Below are 16211 nucleotides of genomic sequence, written 5' to 3' on the forward strand. Positions count from 1 at the left end.
AGAAGTTATGAACATGATTAAGAAAATCGAAAACTGGGGCGATCATCACCACCCAAAATGGCTTGATTTTTTCAGAATCTTATTAGGGCTCGTTTTAATGTGGAAGGGGATTGATTTTTATATCAATATGCATGCCTTTAGTAATTTAATGAGAGGCGCTTTTCTGGGAACAGCCATTAGCATCAGCTTGCTGGCACACTTTATTATCGTTTTACATATTATTGGTGGTTTGGCTATTGCGTTAGGTACCTATACACGCACATTCTGCCTGATTAATTTACCGATCTTGATCGGTGCCGTATTCTTCATCAATATGTCCGGAGGAATTTTTAAACCCTACTCCGAATTCTGGATTTCGATTTCGGTACTGGCCGGATTAATCTGTTTCGCCATTGAAGGGAATGGATATTTATCGGTTGAACGACAGAAAATTCACCCTGAAGAGGCACTTTAGCTAGAATTAATGGTAACCGATTGTGACTATTAACAGCATGAAATAGCCGTTTATGGATGCTTTTGCATTTTTTTTTCAACCTAACTAAATGATTAGCAAGACTTAAAATATTAATTAAAATATTTGATCGTAAAAGGTTTGCAGATTAGCTCCAAATTCCTACTTTTGCAGCGGAGAGCTGGCAGAGTGGTCGAATGCGGCAGTCTTGAAAACTGTTGACTGTAACAGGTCCGGGGGTTCGAATCCCTCGCTCTCCGCAGCATAAAAAAGCCTGAAATCGAGAGATTTCAGGCTTTTTTCGTTTAAAACATGCTGTGCTAAATCCGAATACGGTTCATATTCCGTCAACTTGTTAATTACTCCTGTCATTCACTTCAAATCTGCCCGTTTTTAGGTTCAGTACAATTTTAAACACGATGATTTCATCATCATGTGCATCTGTTTTGCCTGTGCCATGCGACGGCTGCTCGGATGGCGTATTGGTTAAAGGCATCATGCGGTGAATAATTCCCTGCAAAACATTTTGTTTTTCTGAAATATCGGTAATTTCTTCAAATTTGCCCCAGCACACCACGCTTTTCCAGTTAAAAGTATCACGGATCTGGTCGGCCTGGAAGCAGACCTTCGGGTTGCTTCTCATCATCCTGATTTTTTTTCCGGGAGCGGAATGGGCATAAACTATGTCGTTGTTATACACATAATTAATAGGCACAATATAACTCATACCCTCGTCGTGGCAGCCTAAACGACCGATATACTGTTCTTTAAGGAGCTTTTCAACATCCTCTTCTTCTAATTTTCCTAACATTTTAAAAAATTAATATCGAATATTTATGTTACCGTGTGTCAGAAATATCTAAAACAACCCTTCCCTCAATCTCTCCCATTTTCATCTGGTCAAATACTGCGTTGATGTCTTCCAGTTTTGCCGATTTAATCTGCGCCCTCACCTTGCCATCTACAGCGAATTCGATAGCCTCCTGCATATCTTTTCTCGTACCAACAATAGATCCCCTGATCGTAATTCTGTTTAAAACGGTATCAAATATAGGAAGGTCGAAACTGCCTGGAGGTAATCCATTTAGTGACAAAGTACCTTTTCTTCGCAATGCGGAAAGCCCCTGACTGAAAGCAACAGGCGATACTGCAGTGACCAATACGCCATGCATTCCCCCCGTTTGTTTTTTAAGAAATTCCCCCGGATCCTGTTCAAGCGCATTAACTACAATGTCGGCGCCCAGTTTTCTGGCCATTTCCAACTTATCGTTCGAAACATCAATCGCAGCAACCTGTAAACCCATGGCTTTTGAATATTGAACCCCTAAATGGCCTAATCCGCCAATACCCGATATGGCAACCCATTCGCCTGCTTTCACTTCGGTTTCTTTTAAGCCTTTGTAAACAGTAACTCCGGCACAAATAATCGGTGCCATTTCTGCAAAATTGACGTACGAAGGGAAGTGTGCAACATACCTCGAATCCGCAATTACATATTCTGCAAAACCGCCATCAACACTATAACCGCCATTTTGCTGCTCATAGCATAATGTTTCCCAGCCTGTTAAGCAAAATTCGCAACAACCACAGGCACTGTACAACCATGGAACGCCAACTACATCGCCTTCTTTAACACTTTTAACATCATGCCCCATTGCGGCTACCAAGCCGATGGCTTCGTGACCAGGCACCAATGGCATTTTTGATTTTACCGGCCAATCTCCGTTACAGGCGTGCAGGTCGGTGTGGCATATCCCACATGAAATTACTTTTACCAGAATCTCATATTGATTGAGCGGTCTTACCTTAAGTTCTTCTATGGCCAGAGGTCCTCCATATTGATGGACAACAGCGGCTTTCATTGTTTTAGGATACATGTTTTTTATTTGAAATAGATTGTACAATAATTTTTATGAAATAGAAGCCTGGCTTTACATCGGGATGCGGTGTTCAGGCGGTAAAACCAGAAGGGGGATCTGAATATGATCAGACATGGTCAGCGTATAGCTACCATTAAACAGGCGATAAAAAAATCCTTGTTTCCGGTGTACCATCACCAGCATGTCGATCTGACCATTTTCTACGATCCAATCCAGTCCATCTTTAACCTGCTCACTATTTACATGCCTGTGGTAGATATTTTTATAGTTGACCCTATCGGACACCCGATTTAAAAATTCTTCGGCTTTTTGTTTGTAACCTATTGATGCCGGATGACTGGTATGCATAATGAGTATATCAGCATTAAAAGGTTTTGCAAATTCGGCAAGCGCACATAAAACAGGGATGTCTGTATGGCTAAAATCGGTAGCGAAAGCAATCTTTTTTGGCTTTTTAAACGGATAGCCTTCAGGAATGAGCAAAAGTGGTATGCTACGCTCAATCATTTTTCTGGCATTACTACCGACCAAAATTTTGGAAAACTTACTTGCACTGTTCAATCCCATTATAACAAGGTTCATTTTACATTCAGTAAAGTATTTATACACCTCATCATCTACTTCTCCACGAACGAATTTAACATACAGCTCTGGTTTAAGGCTATAATCATGATCAGTGGCTTCATATTTCTTTTCGACCTCATGAAGCAGTTTCTCCAATGCTTTTTTAGCATCGTCTTCCATCTGCTTATATTCTTCGGAAGGCCATACCAGTGACGCTGCTACGGGAGATACTACAGGAAGCTGAAAAACATGGAATAGTTCTAACCTTGCCCCGATATTATAGGCTAAATCAGTTGCATAATTTGCTGCGTTCTCTGCTGTTGGAGAGAAATCAACAGGCACCAGGATTTTTTTCATATTGCGCACTGTTTATTAAGCATAAAGTTTGTAAAAAAACCATGATGAAAATATGATCAGCATCAGCTATTTAAATGATTTTCAAGCAAATGCTAAAAGGAACAGTATTCCCCTACAACCAGCTTTTGATAAAAAAAAATTATAAAGAAAATACGGTTGGATTACATTTCCTTTGCTTGAAACAAAAGGGCTTCAGGTTTTCAACCGGAATATAGCCGGAGGATCTTTTGCATCTAAATCTACCATTTGATCTTGCCCACCTGTACAGGCTGAGTTTTGCTATGACAAGTTTATAATCTATCAATTAAAGCATAAAAAAACCTCACCCGACTGTATTACAATTCCATATAACGGACAGTCGCCCCCGATTCTTTGCAAGAAAAATCAAAATTTGTTGTTTTTTATATCCATTTAAAAAGTGATACACTATATTTAGCATTATTATACGCTCTGATGAAAACAACAACGAACACCTTTTTCCTAACACTTCTATTTCTTACGCTATCTGTAACGATCTACGCACAAACCAAGATTGTGGGTTCTTATGTGGCAACCAAGGTAAATTATCTGAGTGGCGAAGACCTACCCGACGATAATATCTTAAAATATAAGTATGTAAAATATACGTTTTCACCTGATGGCCAGATTGGAATTTCGGGCACTTATGAAAATCGGGAAATGGGATACTTTTTTACGCTGAATGGTAATAGGCTCATTATTAGAACTGAAGCAGGATCGCCGATTAATACGCTGAGGATTATGGGAAACAGTGAGGATAAACTTGTACTGATAAGCGGTTCGCAAACAGGCGCACTCGATGATCCAAAATCCATTAAATATACCCTTTTTAATGAGAAGTTTATCCAAAAGCAGATGCCTTTAACACCTGATGATATCTTTAAGATTACAGGCAGTGATACCATTTATAAATCAGGACAAAAAATTTATGCTGAGTTTCAAGGTCCGTCTTTTCAACAGTATATCTATACAGAAGTTGGTAAAAAGAAATTAGAGCCTAAGGATGTCGAATTGATATCAACCTTTATCATCAATGAAAAAGGAAGGCCTGACAGTTTGAGAATACTGCAGGGAATAAGTGCTAAATTCGATGCAGAATACATCAAAGCTTTTAATTCTGCACGAAACATGTGGTTACCTGCGCAGCACAATGGGCGGAACGTAAAAGTGTTGACGAACTTAAAACTACAGTACCTAAGCTCTGCCGTTGCCTTACCCTCCTATTTCAGTTCGAAAAAAGCAAATGATGCCTATTATCAAGAGGATTATGAACTGGCCCTTTATCATTACGACAAAGCATTGGAAGTAAAACCAGATGATGAAGAAAGCCTTTATCGCCGGGGCATATGTAAACAGAAACTCGGCAACATTAAAGGTGCATGTGAAGATTGGACCAAGCTGCAACAGATGGGAAAGAATACAGCCAATGAACTACTATTGAAGTATTGTAAATAAAAAAGCATTTTTTACATACCCGCACCTGAGGTAAATGCACTTAAAATCGATTAGTTCTCACAACATTTACAGGTTTAACAACAGATAAAACAATTTGCAATATCTTTATGCGATGAAAATCCATATCCTAGGTGCATCCTGTGCAGGTGCTACCACTTTGGGAGAAGCTTTATCTGCAGCGCTAAATATCCCCTTCTTTGATACTGACCACTTTTTCTGGGAGAAATCGACTATTCCCTATACCATAAAAAGAGATCCTCTATTACGTAACCAAATGCTTAAGGATGAATTAAACGAAACAGAAAGCTACATTGTTAGCGGCTCGCTGGTAAGCTGGGGCGAGGAATGGAAACAGATGTTCAGCCTTGCCGTTTTCCTTTATCTGCCCAAAGAAATCAGGTTGGAGCGTTTGGTGAAAAGAGAAGTAGAACGTTACGGAAACGATATTTATGATAATCCACAGCGGAACAAATTGTTTCTGGAGTTTATAGATTGGGCATCAAAATATGATGACCGCTCTTTTGCAGGTCGAAATATTGGCATTCATGAAACCTGGCTGGCAGGCGTAAACTGTCCCGTTATAAAAATTGAAGGAGATATTACAGTAGCGGAGCGGTTAAAGTGTGTTATCGAAGCTATTGATCGTAACTAAGCTTTCCAATTTTTTGGTACCTGAAGTAATTGGGAGCTTTCAAAATTTTGTAGTTAGAAAAGAAGGTTTATCCAACTGAAGCTACATCCACCGATTCTGCATCAGCATATTACCAAACAATTTGAAGCACAATACTGCCTGAAACTGATACTGAGTACTTTTCATCCATTTTTTTGAAATAAAAAGTTCCATTTAAGCACGATCAAAAAAAATGATTTATTTCATGAGCTTCTGTTGCTCGGCATTATTTTTGTTACAATGGCGGTATGAAAAGGAATGATGTAATCAGTGCGCTCTTAGGTATGTTGATTATGGCCGTCACTTATTGGCTTTTGTTTTATAAGTTCTCCTCTCCCGAAGAGCATAAAAACGTAAGAATTTCGTCATCTGCACCGCAGTTTAGAAACATAGAGTAATCATTTACAAAATCTTAGCCTGATAAATTTTAAGTTTGTTTAGGATAATAATTATTAAAAGAGTCAGACTATAAATTCTATAGTTTGACTTAATAAAAATAATTACTGTCTTGCTGCAAGCCAGTAAAAGTGTAGTCTTTTTTAAACAGGTTAAAGAGACTACCGATAAATATTTCAGGCATGCGACGTTTTACAACAAAAAAATTGAATATTATTTATGGAATATAACCATATTATCCCAATTGCTGTAAAAATAGATTCAAATCTTCTTCTTTACCCAGACCTAACTTTTGTTTAATGCGGTAACGGCTCATGCGAACACTTTTGGGCTCGATACCTAAACGAACAGAAACCTCTTTATTGCTCAACCCCATCAACATATAAGAACAATATTTTAAATCGAGCCGGGTAAGTGTCTGGTTTGCTTTTTCCTGCAGGCGTTCAAAAAAAGCAGGATTGGTATCAAAAAAATCTACCTTATGTTCCTCAAACACTTTATCCATCTTTTTCTGGTGATTCACAATCCGTTTAATCTGCTCATCAAGCGAAAGGTGGCTTTCAGGATTTACCTTTTCAGTGATCAGCTCCAGCAGTTCATTCTTTTCCTCAATCTGTAAATTACCCGCCAATACTTCCTTCTCTAACCGCTCCTGACGCTCTTTAAGCAAAACCTGCTCGGTTTGAAGCTGCATAGCTTCTGCCTCTTTCAGCTGCGCTCTCAATTCTACCGCTTTTTTTTCCTGATCAATCAGCTCCTGCTTCCTGATCGATGCTTTGAGCTTATAATTATAAGACATCAGCAATAAAAGCAATGAGGCAATGCCTGTTAATCCCGAAATAATATAAAAAACATTCAATTTTTTGGTATACTTGGTTTGCTGCTGCAAATAGGCAATCTCCTGCTCTTTTTTTTGAGATTGATACTGCGCTTCTATCCTAACGGTGCTGTTTATTTTTTCTTCATCAAAAGCTTTTTTATAATAATTGAAATACTGCTTTAAATAATTTAAGGCTGCCTGCTGATTACCCTTTTTTTCAGCAATATTAGCAAGTCCCTGATATATTCTGGCCTGCGTTAGTGGCATTTTTACCACCACACCGGAAATTTTATCCAGTCCCGTGAGAAGTATTTTTTCTGCTTCGTCGTAATTACCGTCGCGCAATGCATATTCGCTCTTTAATCCATAGCAGTTAAGCAAAACCTCCAGTAAATTTGTTTTAACTGCAATTCCCATGGCGATATCGACATATTTTTCAGCACTATCGCGATATGATGCCGGAAAATACTGAAAATAGATGTTAGCGGTATTTAAAGATGCTGCTGCCGTATTGCTATAGGTGAGCATACGCCCCGCCTGCTCTTTCGAGAGCAGAAGTGACTTTTTATACATTAATAAAGCCGAGTCGAGCAAATTACGTTTTAATGTATCTACTTTAAAACGGTCGAAATAACTTTGTCCGATGGTAAAATAAGCATTATTTAACAGATCAACCTGTTTACTTTGCAAAGCACTTAAGTAACATAATCTGGCATATTTCTGTTGTTTTGATGGATCATTGCCATAGCCATAAAAACTGGCCAGATAGTGATATATGGTACTTTCGTAATCATCAGCATGCTGATCTTTAAAAAAATCGAGGGCTTTAAGCAGTTTGGGCACCGACTTATCATTCTCGTCATTTACCAGGTCTAACCAACCACTTCTAAACCAAACGAAGCCCAGTGCAATACGGTCTTTTGTTTTTTGAGCATAATGTTGTGCACTATCTAAACTTGAATAAGCGCTTTTAAGGTCTTTTTTCCATACGTATAAATGTACCAGTGTAGCATAGGCCATGGCTTTACTTTTCCCATCTTTTAACCCTTCAGCAATTTTCAGTGCTTTGTTAGCCTGTTGAAAGGAAAGCGGAAGATTTTGTTCAAAATTAGCCTTCGCTAGTCTGCAGTATATATTTGCTTTTTCTTCCTTTGAAATGCTATTCTGGGCCAGCAAATGATTTAACGAATCGATATAGATCTTTTGTGCTTCGGCACTTTTAAAAAAAAGTAAAAGACAAAGTAAAATGGGTAATTTTTTCAGTGGTAGCGGCATAATCAAAAATAGAAAAGAAACATTTACAAGGGCAGAATTACAACAATTAATCGAAAATAAGCCATCTTAAAGGCTTTTGTAGTCTCCTTGTAGACGGAATTTGATAAATTGGTAGTCGTAGTGTAGGTTCTCATTTCTTGGCGGAACATACAGGTACAGGTAACTTTGTATTGTTCAATTTATTAAATTTTAAACTTATGAAACAGAAAACAATCGCAGTAGTTGCCTACATCACGCTCATCGGATGGATTATTTCTTATCTCGAATTTAAAAAATCGAAAGAAAAAAGTGCATTGGCCAATTACCATTTGGGGCAATCACTCGGCATTATCATTACCGCTATTCTTTTAAGTATCTTAAGCAGTATTATCCTGACCATGATCCCTTCATTAGGCTTTGTATTTTATCTCATTTTATTAATTCCATTTATATTGATGCTACTGGGTATGGTAACAGCCAATAATGGTTTAGAAAAACCAGTTCCTTTAATCGGACGGCTATTTGAAAGAAAATTCAATTTCTCTAATTGAGTTTGTTATGGTTTTACAGATGTGAAAAATGTAATAGCTCACATTGTAAAATGGCAGAATCTTTGAAAGCATTTTAAACTTAATTAACCTGATTATGACTACTGAGCAATATAAACAACATTTTAAACCAGATGATAGCCCCGGATGGCAGGCGATAGATGATCAACTGGAAAAAATTTATGGTACTACCGAAGCCCGGCATTATCCACCATTGTGCGGAATCCATTATGTAGCTGGCGGAACAGACCCAATAGATGGTGCCAGTATTTATGATAGTAACCACCAAAGCTTTCATCGGCATATTGTAAGCTATGGCATGAGCGAGCTTTATTACGATGATGAAAAAGCCGGCGGAGAATTTAGCAAGTGGGGTTTTGAATTTACCTTTAGGTTAGCACCATTTCAAGATGATGAAAAAGATCCTATCTGGGCTATTCAGATCATGAATAATTTAGCGAGATATGTATTTTCGAGTGGTAAATGGTTCGAGGAAAATCACTTCATTCCGGCTAATGGACCAATAAGACTGAATACCGATACGCAGATCACAGGTTTTGTATTTGCATTGGATCCGGAATTGGGAAAAATTAAAACCCCTCATGGCGAAGTTAGTTTTCTTCAGTTGGTGGGCATTACCGATACCGAAGTAGAAGAACTGAAAAAAAATCCCTCCGTTGGAGCTGTTGAAGAACTGATTGAAAACCTAAAAAAGAATAACCCTTTATTGATTACCGACCTGAACAGGAAATAAAAAAAGCTATGCGAAATATTCTTTTTATACTACTCATTTTTGGTTTAACCTCTTGCCAGTCAAAAAAGGCAATTCATTTAAATACAGTCCTTGTACGTGCAGAAAGGACTGTATTTAATATAATGGTGGGTAAAAACGGGCCTAATGAAAAGAAACTCCAATGCCTAATCGATGGCAATTTTAAGTGCGCCCTGCAGGCGATTGATGATAAGGAACAGGCTTTTAATGCGGTAATTAATGAGATAAACTCGGTGGAAATAAACGATATTAAATATGGAAATGCTTTAAAGAAAGCTGCAATTAGCTATTATGATGCAGTTAAACAGGTGGAAATTTCAGACAGACAGGAAATCGTCCTTCAGCAGCTAAGCCAGGATAAAACAAATACCGTAAAGGTGCGCGATAGCGCGATGGCAAAACAGCATCAATTACTGAATAAAAAACAGGAAATGCGTCAGCTCATTAGTAAAAAGGAAAACAAATTCGCCGAAATACAAAAACAGTTTAACTCCGTTAACCACCTGAATTAAGGTGAACATACTATCCCATATCCTGTAAAAACAGTTTCAGGTCTTCATCCTTACCCAAACCCAATTTTTGCTTTATCCGGTAACGGCTCATGCGTACACTTTTGGCTTCAATATGCATCAACTGTGCAATTTTTTTGGTATCCATTTTTAAATGAAGGTAGGCACAGAGTTTCAAATCAAGAGGGGTAAGCCTCTGCTGTGCTTTTTGATTTAACAAAGAAAAAAACTCCGGATGAACTTGCTGAATCTGGAATTTGGCTTCTTCGAAATCATTATCCAACAGCAATTCTTCATTCCAGATTTTATTGATGTTGAGCTTTTGGTTATCACTCAGTTTTTCCTTAAGCTGAAACAGCACTTCCTTTTTATGCTCCAGCTGTAACTGACTCGCCATTACCTCTTTCTGCAATTGCTGCTGCTGACTTTCCAGCAAAAGCTGCTCCGCTTTTAATCTGGCCTGCTCTTCTTTTTCGAATTTCATCTGCAGTTCGGCATCCTGTTTTTCTAAATGCAATTGCCTTTCGCGCTGCAAAGAGTACCTTAACCTGAAGTGGTATGAACGGAACATAAATATAAGGCCTAAAATGGAGGCAATAGCAATACCGATGTAGAGATACTTTTGTTGTCGCGCATATTGTTCGCGCTGCTTTAATAGCTTTACCTCATTGTTTCTTTTTTCGGCCTCGTACTGTACCTCTAATTTTTGAGCATTTAAAGTCCGTTTTTCATCAAAATATTTGCTATTGTATTCGGTTACCCGTTTCTGAAATCCCAAGGCCTTTTCATAGTTTCCCTGTTGTTCATAAAACTTAGACAGAGCGGTTACAATATTGATTAAAGTGTAATAGGAAGGTACTTTTTGAGTTTTTAAAATGCTATAGGCTTCTTGCAGATAGGCTTCAGCCATCACAAAATTTTTATTTCTCTTCGCATACTCACTTAAAATCCCCAAACTGCTTGCCCTGATTTCTTCACCGTTAATGGCACCTTTCATAACTTCATTGGCCAAGCCAGCATAACGAACGGCATTGGCTTTTGCAACCTGATCGGTATCAGAAAAATAACGCAGGTAATAATCTGCACTATTGATACAGGCAATACCATAAGTTTTGCGGGCAACGTATTTAGGATACTGCTGATAAAGGTTTTGAGCTTTATTTAAATAGTAAATAATACTGTCTCGAAACACTTCATTTTTAGTGCTGGCGTAATTATAATCTGCAGCAACAGATAAAGCAGTATAACAATTGCCCAACAGATTATAATCGGTAGTTTTTAGTGCATTTTCGGTAGCGGCCCTCGCATATTTATTTACATTTTTAACGTCATCCCAATGGGTATTAACCATGTAAAGCAAGTAATATATTTTGGCGCTTAGGTAAGGGTCGGCTGTTTTTTCCAACAACTTCAGCGCAAGTCCACAATATTTGGTAATCTGCTCCGAATTATCAATCGCATTATAGAACAAAGCCTGTGCATAATAAGCGTAGGCCATTGCGATGGACTGCCGAGATTGCTGCGCTACAAACAATGCACTATCACTAGCTTTTTTTGATAGCACAAAAGCTTTGGTTGTGGCGTATATGCTCGCCTGTATGGTATAGGACTTCGTAACTTCTGTTAGGTTTTTAAATTTTAAAGCTAAAGCTGCGCTTTGTTGAGCCTTTCGTATCGCTGTTTTATAATCGCCATTAATTCTATTTCGCTCGGCAAGTTGCGTTAGTAATGCCGGTTTATCTTTATCGCTCAACTGATTAAGTACAGTACTATCCAATAAAGTTTGCGCACTTGTTATAAAACAATTGGTGCAAATGCTAATTAATAGAAATATCTTTTTAACATGTTGATGTTTCATAGGGTAAAATTAACATAAAGATTGATCTGGATGATAATTGTAGACAAAATCCGAAAAACAGAAAACCACACAAATAATTGAAATACAGCTATTTAAACAAAATTGTAGATGTATTGTAGACGTTTTGCAGAAACGTTGTAGATGCTCTGTAGGCGTCAGATTCTTTTAGATGATGATGGTTTATCCCAAATTTGACCTAAATAATTTTCAACCTAAAAAACAGAAATCATGGACAACAAAACCCTTTCAATCGTTTCTTACATCACCCTTATTGGTTGGTTAGTCGCTTACTTTGTCGGAAAAGATAAAGCTGATACTTTGCTTAAATATCACTTAAGACAATCCTTAGGCCTTGCTATTGTAAGTATTATTTTCAACATAGCCTTTACTATCATTGCTGGCATAGTACCCAGTTTATCCTTTTTAGGATTTGTGGGTTATGCATTTATTATTCTTTGGATCATTGGAATCATCAATGCGGCCAATGGTGCATTAAAGCCTGTTCCATTTATTGGTAAATGGTTTGAAGACAAGTCTTCATTTGTTGGCAAATACTAAGATGAAGTTATGCGCCTCAAAATTTAAAATGTCATGCAAATGGTGATGGCAAATGCCATCACCGCATGTTTTTGAGGGTAGCCAAAGATTAAACTTCAAGTTATAACTAAAAGCAAATGTGATCGTGATGAAGCACATTTCATAATGTAGATATCATAAAAAATGCAAACATTTAAATATTTTGAACAAGAAGGAGATACTTATAACCTAAAAGTACAAAAGGGACTATTATATACCCTAGCTGTTGGTTGTGTTGCAGCCATAATAGCCATATTGATGTATAGCACCAGCAAGGCGACATTTTTTTATGTGGCTTTATTTGCTTTTATAGGCCTGATGTGCATTCTGCGTACCACAGGTGCTCTCACTTTCAACAGTCAAAACCGTGAGATACAGCGTAAGCGCTTTTTCTTCAGTGCTCCGGCATACTATAGCTTTGATGATTTTGACCATTTTCTTATCGCAAAACAAAAAAGCTATTTCGTCACCGTTATGGTTCAGGCGGTAATGGTCATGAGAAAAGATAATAAAACCAGGCATATTTTATTGGCACAAACCTTATTTTCCACAAAACCCCTTCAAAGACTTAGTGAAGAAATCAGTATGATCATGGGCTTGCCACAAGATTAGAAACAAACAGATATGCCAGCATATAATGTAGAAATAGAAAATGGAAAACTCAGTTTTCAGCCTGAACGGGATTATAAAAGCAAAATTTTATTTTTTGTAGTCCTCGCGGCAGGAATATTTGTGGTAACGCCTATGCTTCACCTCTATCGGGATACGTACTGGAGTGTAATGGCCATTGGGTTTGTATCGGTGCTAACAGCACTTTACGATTTTATATTCCATTTTAACGTCACCTATATTTTTGACCAGTACACAGGTCAGGTATATAAAAAGATCCCTGGGTTATTTACCCGCAAAATTATGGCTTTTGAGGATGTATATATCCTCCATGTACAGGAAGATGGACTATTACACTATGCCTTATCGCATAAAAAGAATAAATTCGGCAAAAGCTTTGCCATCAGCCAGGCCTTTAGTAGCAGTCGCAAAAGCCAGAACAGGCAAGCAACATTTGAAACAGAAGTTTTAGCGGAAATTGAAAAAATCATCTATACAAGCAGATGATCAACCCAGAACCTCAAACATCTTAACAATACGACAAAACATTAACCTGACCAGCCTAAAAACATGAACAAAGGACTTTCGATATTCTGGATAATTTACATGCTGTTTTTCGCTATTCCGTTCCCCATGTTCATCTATTACAACACCAAAGACGACAGCATACCTAACCTGGTGAGCGACAATCCATGGTATTCGCTTTCTATACTTGTAATATCCATGCTATTTTGGGCCATATTATTAATCGGTTATTTTCAGAAATGGGTCATCCGTAATTTTTCGATTAAACATAATATAGAAAAACTTAAAACCACTGGCGAACCACGAGAAGCCAAAATATTTGAATCGACAAGAATACATCAAAAAGGCGCTGCTTACGATACCTATGAACTCACCTTGCAGTTTAAAAATCTATCGGGTAGCATGGTTATGCAAAAAGCCATGGTAAATGATGCAAAACCTTATGAACGCCGTTACGAAGGTGGCAAAACGGTTGGCATTTTGCTCGACAAAGAAGTAAAAAAAGTTCCTTATTTTATTTTTGCCTCTACAGAAGTCAGCATTAAAAAAATGACCATATTTCTCACTAGTCTGGCCTGGCTTGCTTTTGCCTGCCTTGTTGTTTGGTATTATGTTTATTCTTATAGTGTAGAAAGCAATGGCATGGGCTGGCGTTTTATGGGTATTGGCCACCCTTTATTAACCTGTGCTTTTATGCTGCTTCTTTATCGCGCTTTCGGCGCTTTTATTGCCAAAAAGTTTATCGGCAAACCTGATCAATTATTCCTGATTAAATTTAAAGGTACGCAGACTACTGCCAGGCTGATCAAAGTCAGCCAGACCGGCACGTATATCAACGAGCAACCGATGGTTGATTTTGAACTCGAATTTACCGATCAGTTTGACCGGAAGCACCGGGCAAACATCAAAAAAATTGTAGATCTGCTAGACCTGGATAGTGTTAGACAGCCGTATTTTTCTATTTTTTACCTGAACGAAAATCCACAAAAAATTGCCTTTGAAAGCGATCTTAACGAACTTAAAGGAGAATTTTAATGAAAAATTTCAGAAAACTTTATGGTCTGGTTGTGCTGCTGAGCTTATTCGGTTCGAGCTGTAGAGAGATATCGAAGGCAGAACCTTCTCTTTAAGCAGAATGCATTTTGAAGATGCATGGCAGGTAATTAAAATCTATAACGAAAAAGTAGCTCAGATTGAAGGGGCTGTACCAACTAATTCAGTCTACATTTCTATCTGGGATAATGATATGCGCTGGTTCCCCAGAAGTATTAACGGTACCCGTGAGCGTTTTCGATATCCAGTTCAGTGATGATACACTTAAAAGTTTTAGGCAGGAGTTCTGATATCTTTCCCTTACAAGTCGAATAAATCATCCATGGTAACCTCATTCTGTACCAAACCAACAGTATACATATTGCTTTTAACACCATATGTGGTAACCATGGCTAAAAACAGTGCTTTTTTAGTTTTACTCTCCCGGCGGAATGCATCAAGTTTGTATTGTAATTCGGCAGCATAGGCTTTGTCTATTGCAAATTCGGTATTGGAGAATTTCATTTCACATATGCTGATCACATTATCCTGTCGATCCAGCAATAGATCAATCTGCGCGCCGTTTCCTGTTTTTGGTGCATGTCGCCAGGCTGAAGTTTCGGTAAACACGCCAGAAATGCCCAGTGCTTGTTTAATATGACTTACATGTTTCATACAGATTCCTTCAAAAGCATAGCCACTCCAACTTTTCCAGGAAGATGTAGATGATTTTTTTAGCCAGGTACCTGCGCCGGTAGATCTGGAATGTTCGATAAATTTGAGGTAAAAAAGGCTGTATTCGTCACTAAGTTTATAAATGCTTTTATTGGCATTTTTATGGAGAGGCAGATATGGCGTAATAAAACCAGACTCTACCAATTCTTCAAGTAAGATACTCGTAGTTCCCCCGCTTTTTAGGTTACAAGCAGCGATAATTTCGTTCCTCGTCAATCCCGATGGTTTGTCGGCAAGCGATTTAACTACAGCAATGTGCCTGTCTGCGGCTTCGAAAAGAGAGCGGTAAAGGTTTGCAAATTCTGTTGATAGCAGGCCGTCTTTAGTAAAGCAAAGCCTATCGATAGCCTGAATAGCACTTTCACCTTTTTTAAGTTCCTTTAAATAATGTGGCACACCGCCCATCGCCATAAAAATATTCAAGATCTGGTAACGGTCAAGATGGATATTATTTTTTTTAAGGTACTGCTCCGTTTCATGCAATGTAAAAGGCAAAAGACGTATTTTTCGCGTCAGCCGGTTATGTAAACCTCCTTTACTGTTCACAACTTTTTTAATCATCCATGTGGCAGCAGATCCACAGATGGCAACAATTAAATTTGGCTGTTGTGATGCCCATTGATTCCAGAAATATTCAAATGCAGAAAGAAAACCTGATTTATGTGAGCTTAGCCAAGGGAATTCATCAAAGAAAATTACTGCTTTTCTTTTTTTGAGTACAGGAGTTGCAAATTCCCTGAGTTGCCAGAAGGCTTCCGTCCAGTTTTTTGGTGTTGCGATTGCCAATCGGGAACCTAAAGCCTCTGCCATTGATCTGCTAAAATTAAGTAGCTGCTCCGTAGCATTTGCATTATGAACGCCCGAAAGTTCGAAGATAAGTTGTTTTTTAAAGAACGAGCGGATTAGAAAGGTTTTTCCAACCCTTCGTCTGCCAAAGATGGCTAAAAGTTCTGATGAAGGTGATTCGAGTACTTCTTCGAGTATTTTTCTTTCAGCAATTCTTCCGATGAGCAATTCCATTGTCCTTTTATAAGTTAGCGGATAGATTAATCATCCGCAGCCAAAATATAGTTAAAAAATATAATTTTGGCTGTTGATAAAAATGTATCCGCAGCCAAAATATACATCAAATATATAATTTTGGCTGCGGATAAAAAATAGTCAGTTAAATATATCTACTAA

The 16211-nt window shown here is 38.0% G+C and carries 17 protein-coding genes and 1 tRNA gene; 12 read left to right on the plus strand and 6 right to left on the minus strand.

Annotated features, from left to right (window positions below; genetic code table 11):
- The first annotated feature begins 7 nt into the window (after positions 1-7).
- On the plus strand, positions 8-454 hold the full coding sequence (locus BLR60_RS10050) for a DoxX family protein (RefSeq protein ID WP_090499336.1): 447 nt from the start codon (positions 8-10) through the stop codon (positions 452-454).
- Between the two features lie 172 nt (positions 455-626).
- A tRNA-Ser gene (locus BLR60_RS10055) sits at positions 627-711 on the plus strand.
- A gap of 95 nt (positions 712-806) precedes the next feature.
- Here the strand turns inward: BLR60_RS10055 and BLR60_RS10060 are convergent.
- The 3 genes from BLR60_RS10060 to BLR60_RS10070 are packed head-to-tail and all read right to left on the minus strand — an operon-like array spanning position 807 to position 3252.
- Entirely contained in the window at positions 807-1262 is a 456-nt protein-coding gene (locus BLR60_RS10060) for a pyridoxamine 5'-phosphate oxidase family protein (protein WP_090499338.1), read from the minus strand.
- A 28-nt stretch (positions 1263-1290) separates the two neighbouring features.
- A complete protein-coding gene (adhP, locus tag BLR60_RS10065) occupies positions 1291-2328 on the minus strand; it encodes an alcohol dehydrogenase AdhP (protein ID WP_090499340.1) in 1038 nt (345 codons plus the stop codon).
- A gap of 54 nt (positions 2329-2382) precedes the next feature.
- Positions 2383-3252, minus strand: a complete 870-nt coding sequence (locus BLR60_RS10070; RefSeq protein WP_090499342.1) for a universal stress protein — start codon at positions 3250-3252, stop codon at positions 2383-2385.
- Positions 3253-3705: 453 nt separating this feature from the next.
- Here BLR60_RS10070 and BLR60_RS10075 point away from each other — a divergent pair, with 453 nt between their 5' ends.
- Both BLR60_RS10075 and BLR60_RS10080 read left to right on the plus strand, forming a co-directional pair.
- Entirely contained in the window at positions 3706-4725 is a 1020-nt protein-coding gene (locus tag BLR60_RS10075) for a tetratricopeptide repeat protein (RefSeq protein ID WP_143009058.1), read from the plus strand.
- Between the two features lie 112 nt (positions 4726-4837).
- Positions 4838-5377, plus strand: coding sequence for an AAA family ATPase (locus BLR60_RS10080; protein ID WP_090499346.1), 540 nt, complete (start codon positions 4838-4840; stop codon positions 5375-5377).
- Positions 5378-6026: 649 nt separating this feature from the next.
- Here BLR60_RS10080 and BLR60_RS10085 read toward each other — a convergent pair.
- The gene (locus BLR60_RS10085; protein ID WP_090499348.1) at positions 6027-7886 is read right to left on the minus strand and encodes a helix-turn-helix transcriptional regulator; all 1860 of its coding nucleotides are present in this window, start codon (positions 7884-7886) and stop codon (positions 6027-6029) included.
- Between the two features lie 197 nt (positions 7887-8083).
- On the opposite strand from BLR60_RS10085, the gene BLR60_RS10090 reads away from it, so the two are divergent.
- From BLR60_RS10090 to BLR60_RS10100, 3 genes are all read left to right on the plus strand, one after another.
- On the plus strand, positions 8084-8416 hold the full coding sequence (locus tag BLR60_RS10090) for a magnetosome magnetite crystal formation protein family (RefSeq protein ID WP_090499442.1): 333 nt from the start codon (positions 8084-8086) through the stop codon (positions 8414-8416).
- 94 nt (positions 8417-8510) lie between these two features.
- On the plus strand, positions 8511-9167 hold the full coding sequence (locus BLR60_RS10095) for a suppressor of fused domain protein (protein WP_090499350.1): 657 nt from the start codon (positions 8511-8513) through the stop codon (positions 9165-9167).
- 8 nt (positions 9168-9175) lie between these two features.
- Positions 9176-9697, plus strand: coding sequence for a hypothetical protein (locus BLR60_RS10100; RefSeq protein ID WP_143009059.1), 522 nt, complete (start codon positions 9176-9178; stop codon positions 9695-9697).
- A gap of 10 nt (positions 9698-9707) precedes the next feature.
- Here the strand turns inward: BLR60_RS10100 and BLR60_RS10105 are convergent, their stop codons facing one another.
- Positions 9708-11552, minus strand: a complete 1845-nt coding sequence (locus BLR60_RS10105; RefSeq protein ID WP_090499353.1) for a helix-turn-helix transcriptional regulator — start codon at positions 11550-11552, stop codon at positions 9708-9710.
- 228 nt (positions 11553-11780) lie between these two features.
- On the opposite strand from BLR60_RS10105, the gene BLR60_RS10110 reads away from it, so the two are divergent.
- The 5 genes from BLR60_RS10110 to BLR60_RS24835 all read left to right on the plus strand — a co-directional run bounded on the left by BLR60_RS10110 (position 11781) and on the right by BLR60_RS24835 (position 14571).
- On the plus strand, positions 11781-12110 hold the full coding sequence (locus tag BLR60_RS10110; protein WP_090499355.1) for a magnetosome magnetite crystal formation protein family: 330 nt from the start codon (positions 11781-11783) through the stop codon (positions 12108-12110).
- A gap of 162 nt (positions 12111-12272) precedes the next feature.
- Entirely contained in the window at positions 12273-12740 is a 468-nt protein-coding gene (locus BLR60_RS10115) for a hypothetical protein (protein WP_090499357.1), read from the plus strand.
- Positions 12741-12752: 12 nt separating this feature from the next.
- Complete coding sequence (locus tag BLR60_RS10120) at positions 12753-13244, plus strand: hypothetical protein (RefSeq protein WP_090499359.1); 492 nt, start codon at positions 12753-12755, stop codon at positions 13242-13244.
- 63 nt (positions 13245-13307) lie between these two features.
- Positions 13308-14297 carry a hypothetical protein gene (locus BLR60_RS10125; protein WP_090499361.1) on the plus strand — a complete coding sequence of 330 codons (990 nt, stop codon included), beginning with the start codon at positions 13308-13310 and terminating at the stop codon, positions 14295-14297.
- 100 nt (positions 14298-14397) lie between these two features.
- Complete coding sequence (locus BLR60_RS24835; RefSeq protein ID WP_167354717.1) at positions 14398-14571, plus strand: hypothetical protein; 174 nt, start codon at positions 14398-14400, stop codon at positions 14569-14571.
- 44 nt (positions 14572-14615) lie between these two features.
- Here BLR60_RS24835 and BLR60_RS10130 read toward each other — a convergent pair whose 3' ends face one another.
- Positions 14616-16049, minus strand: coding sequence for an AAA family ATPase (locus BLR60_RS10130; protein WP_090499363.1), 1434 nt, complete (start codon positions 16047-16049; stop codon positions 14616-14618).
- Positions 16050-16211: the final 162 nt, after the last annotated feature.

The organism is Pedobacter terrae, assembly GCF_900100705.1.
Lineage (GTDB): Bacteria > Bacteroidota > Bacteroidia > Sphingobacteriales > Sphingobacteriaceae > Pedobacter > Pedobacter terrae.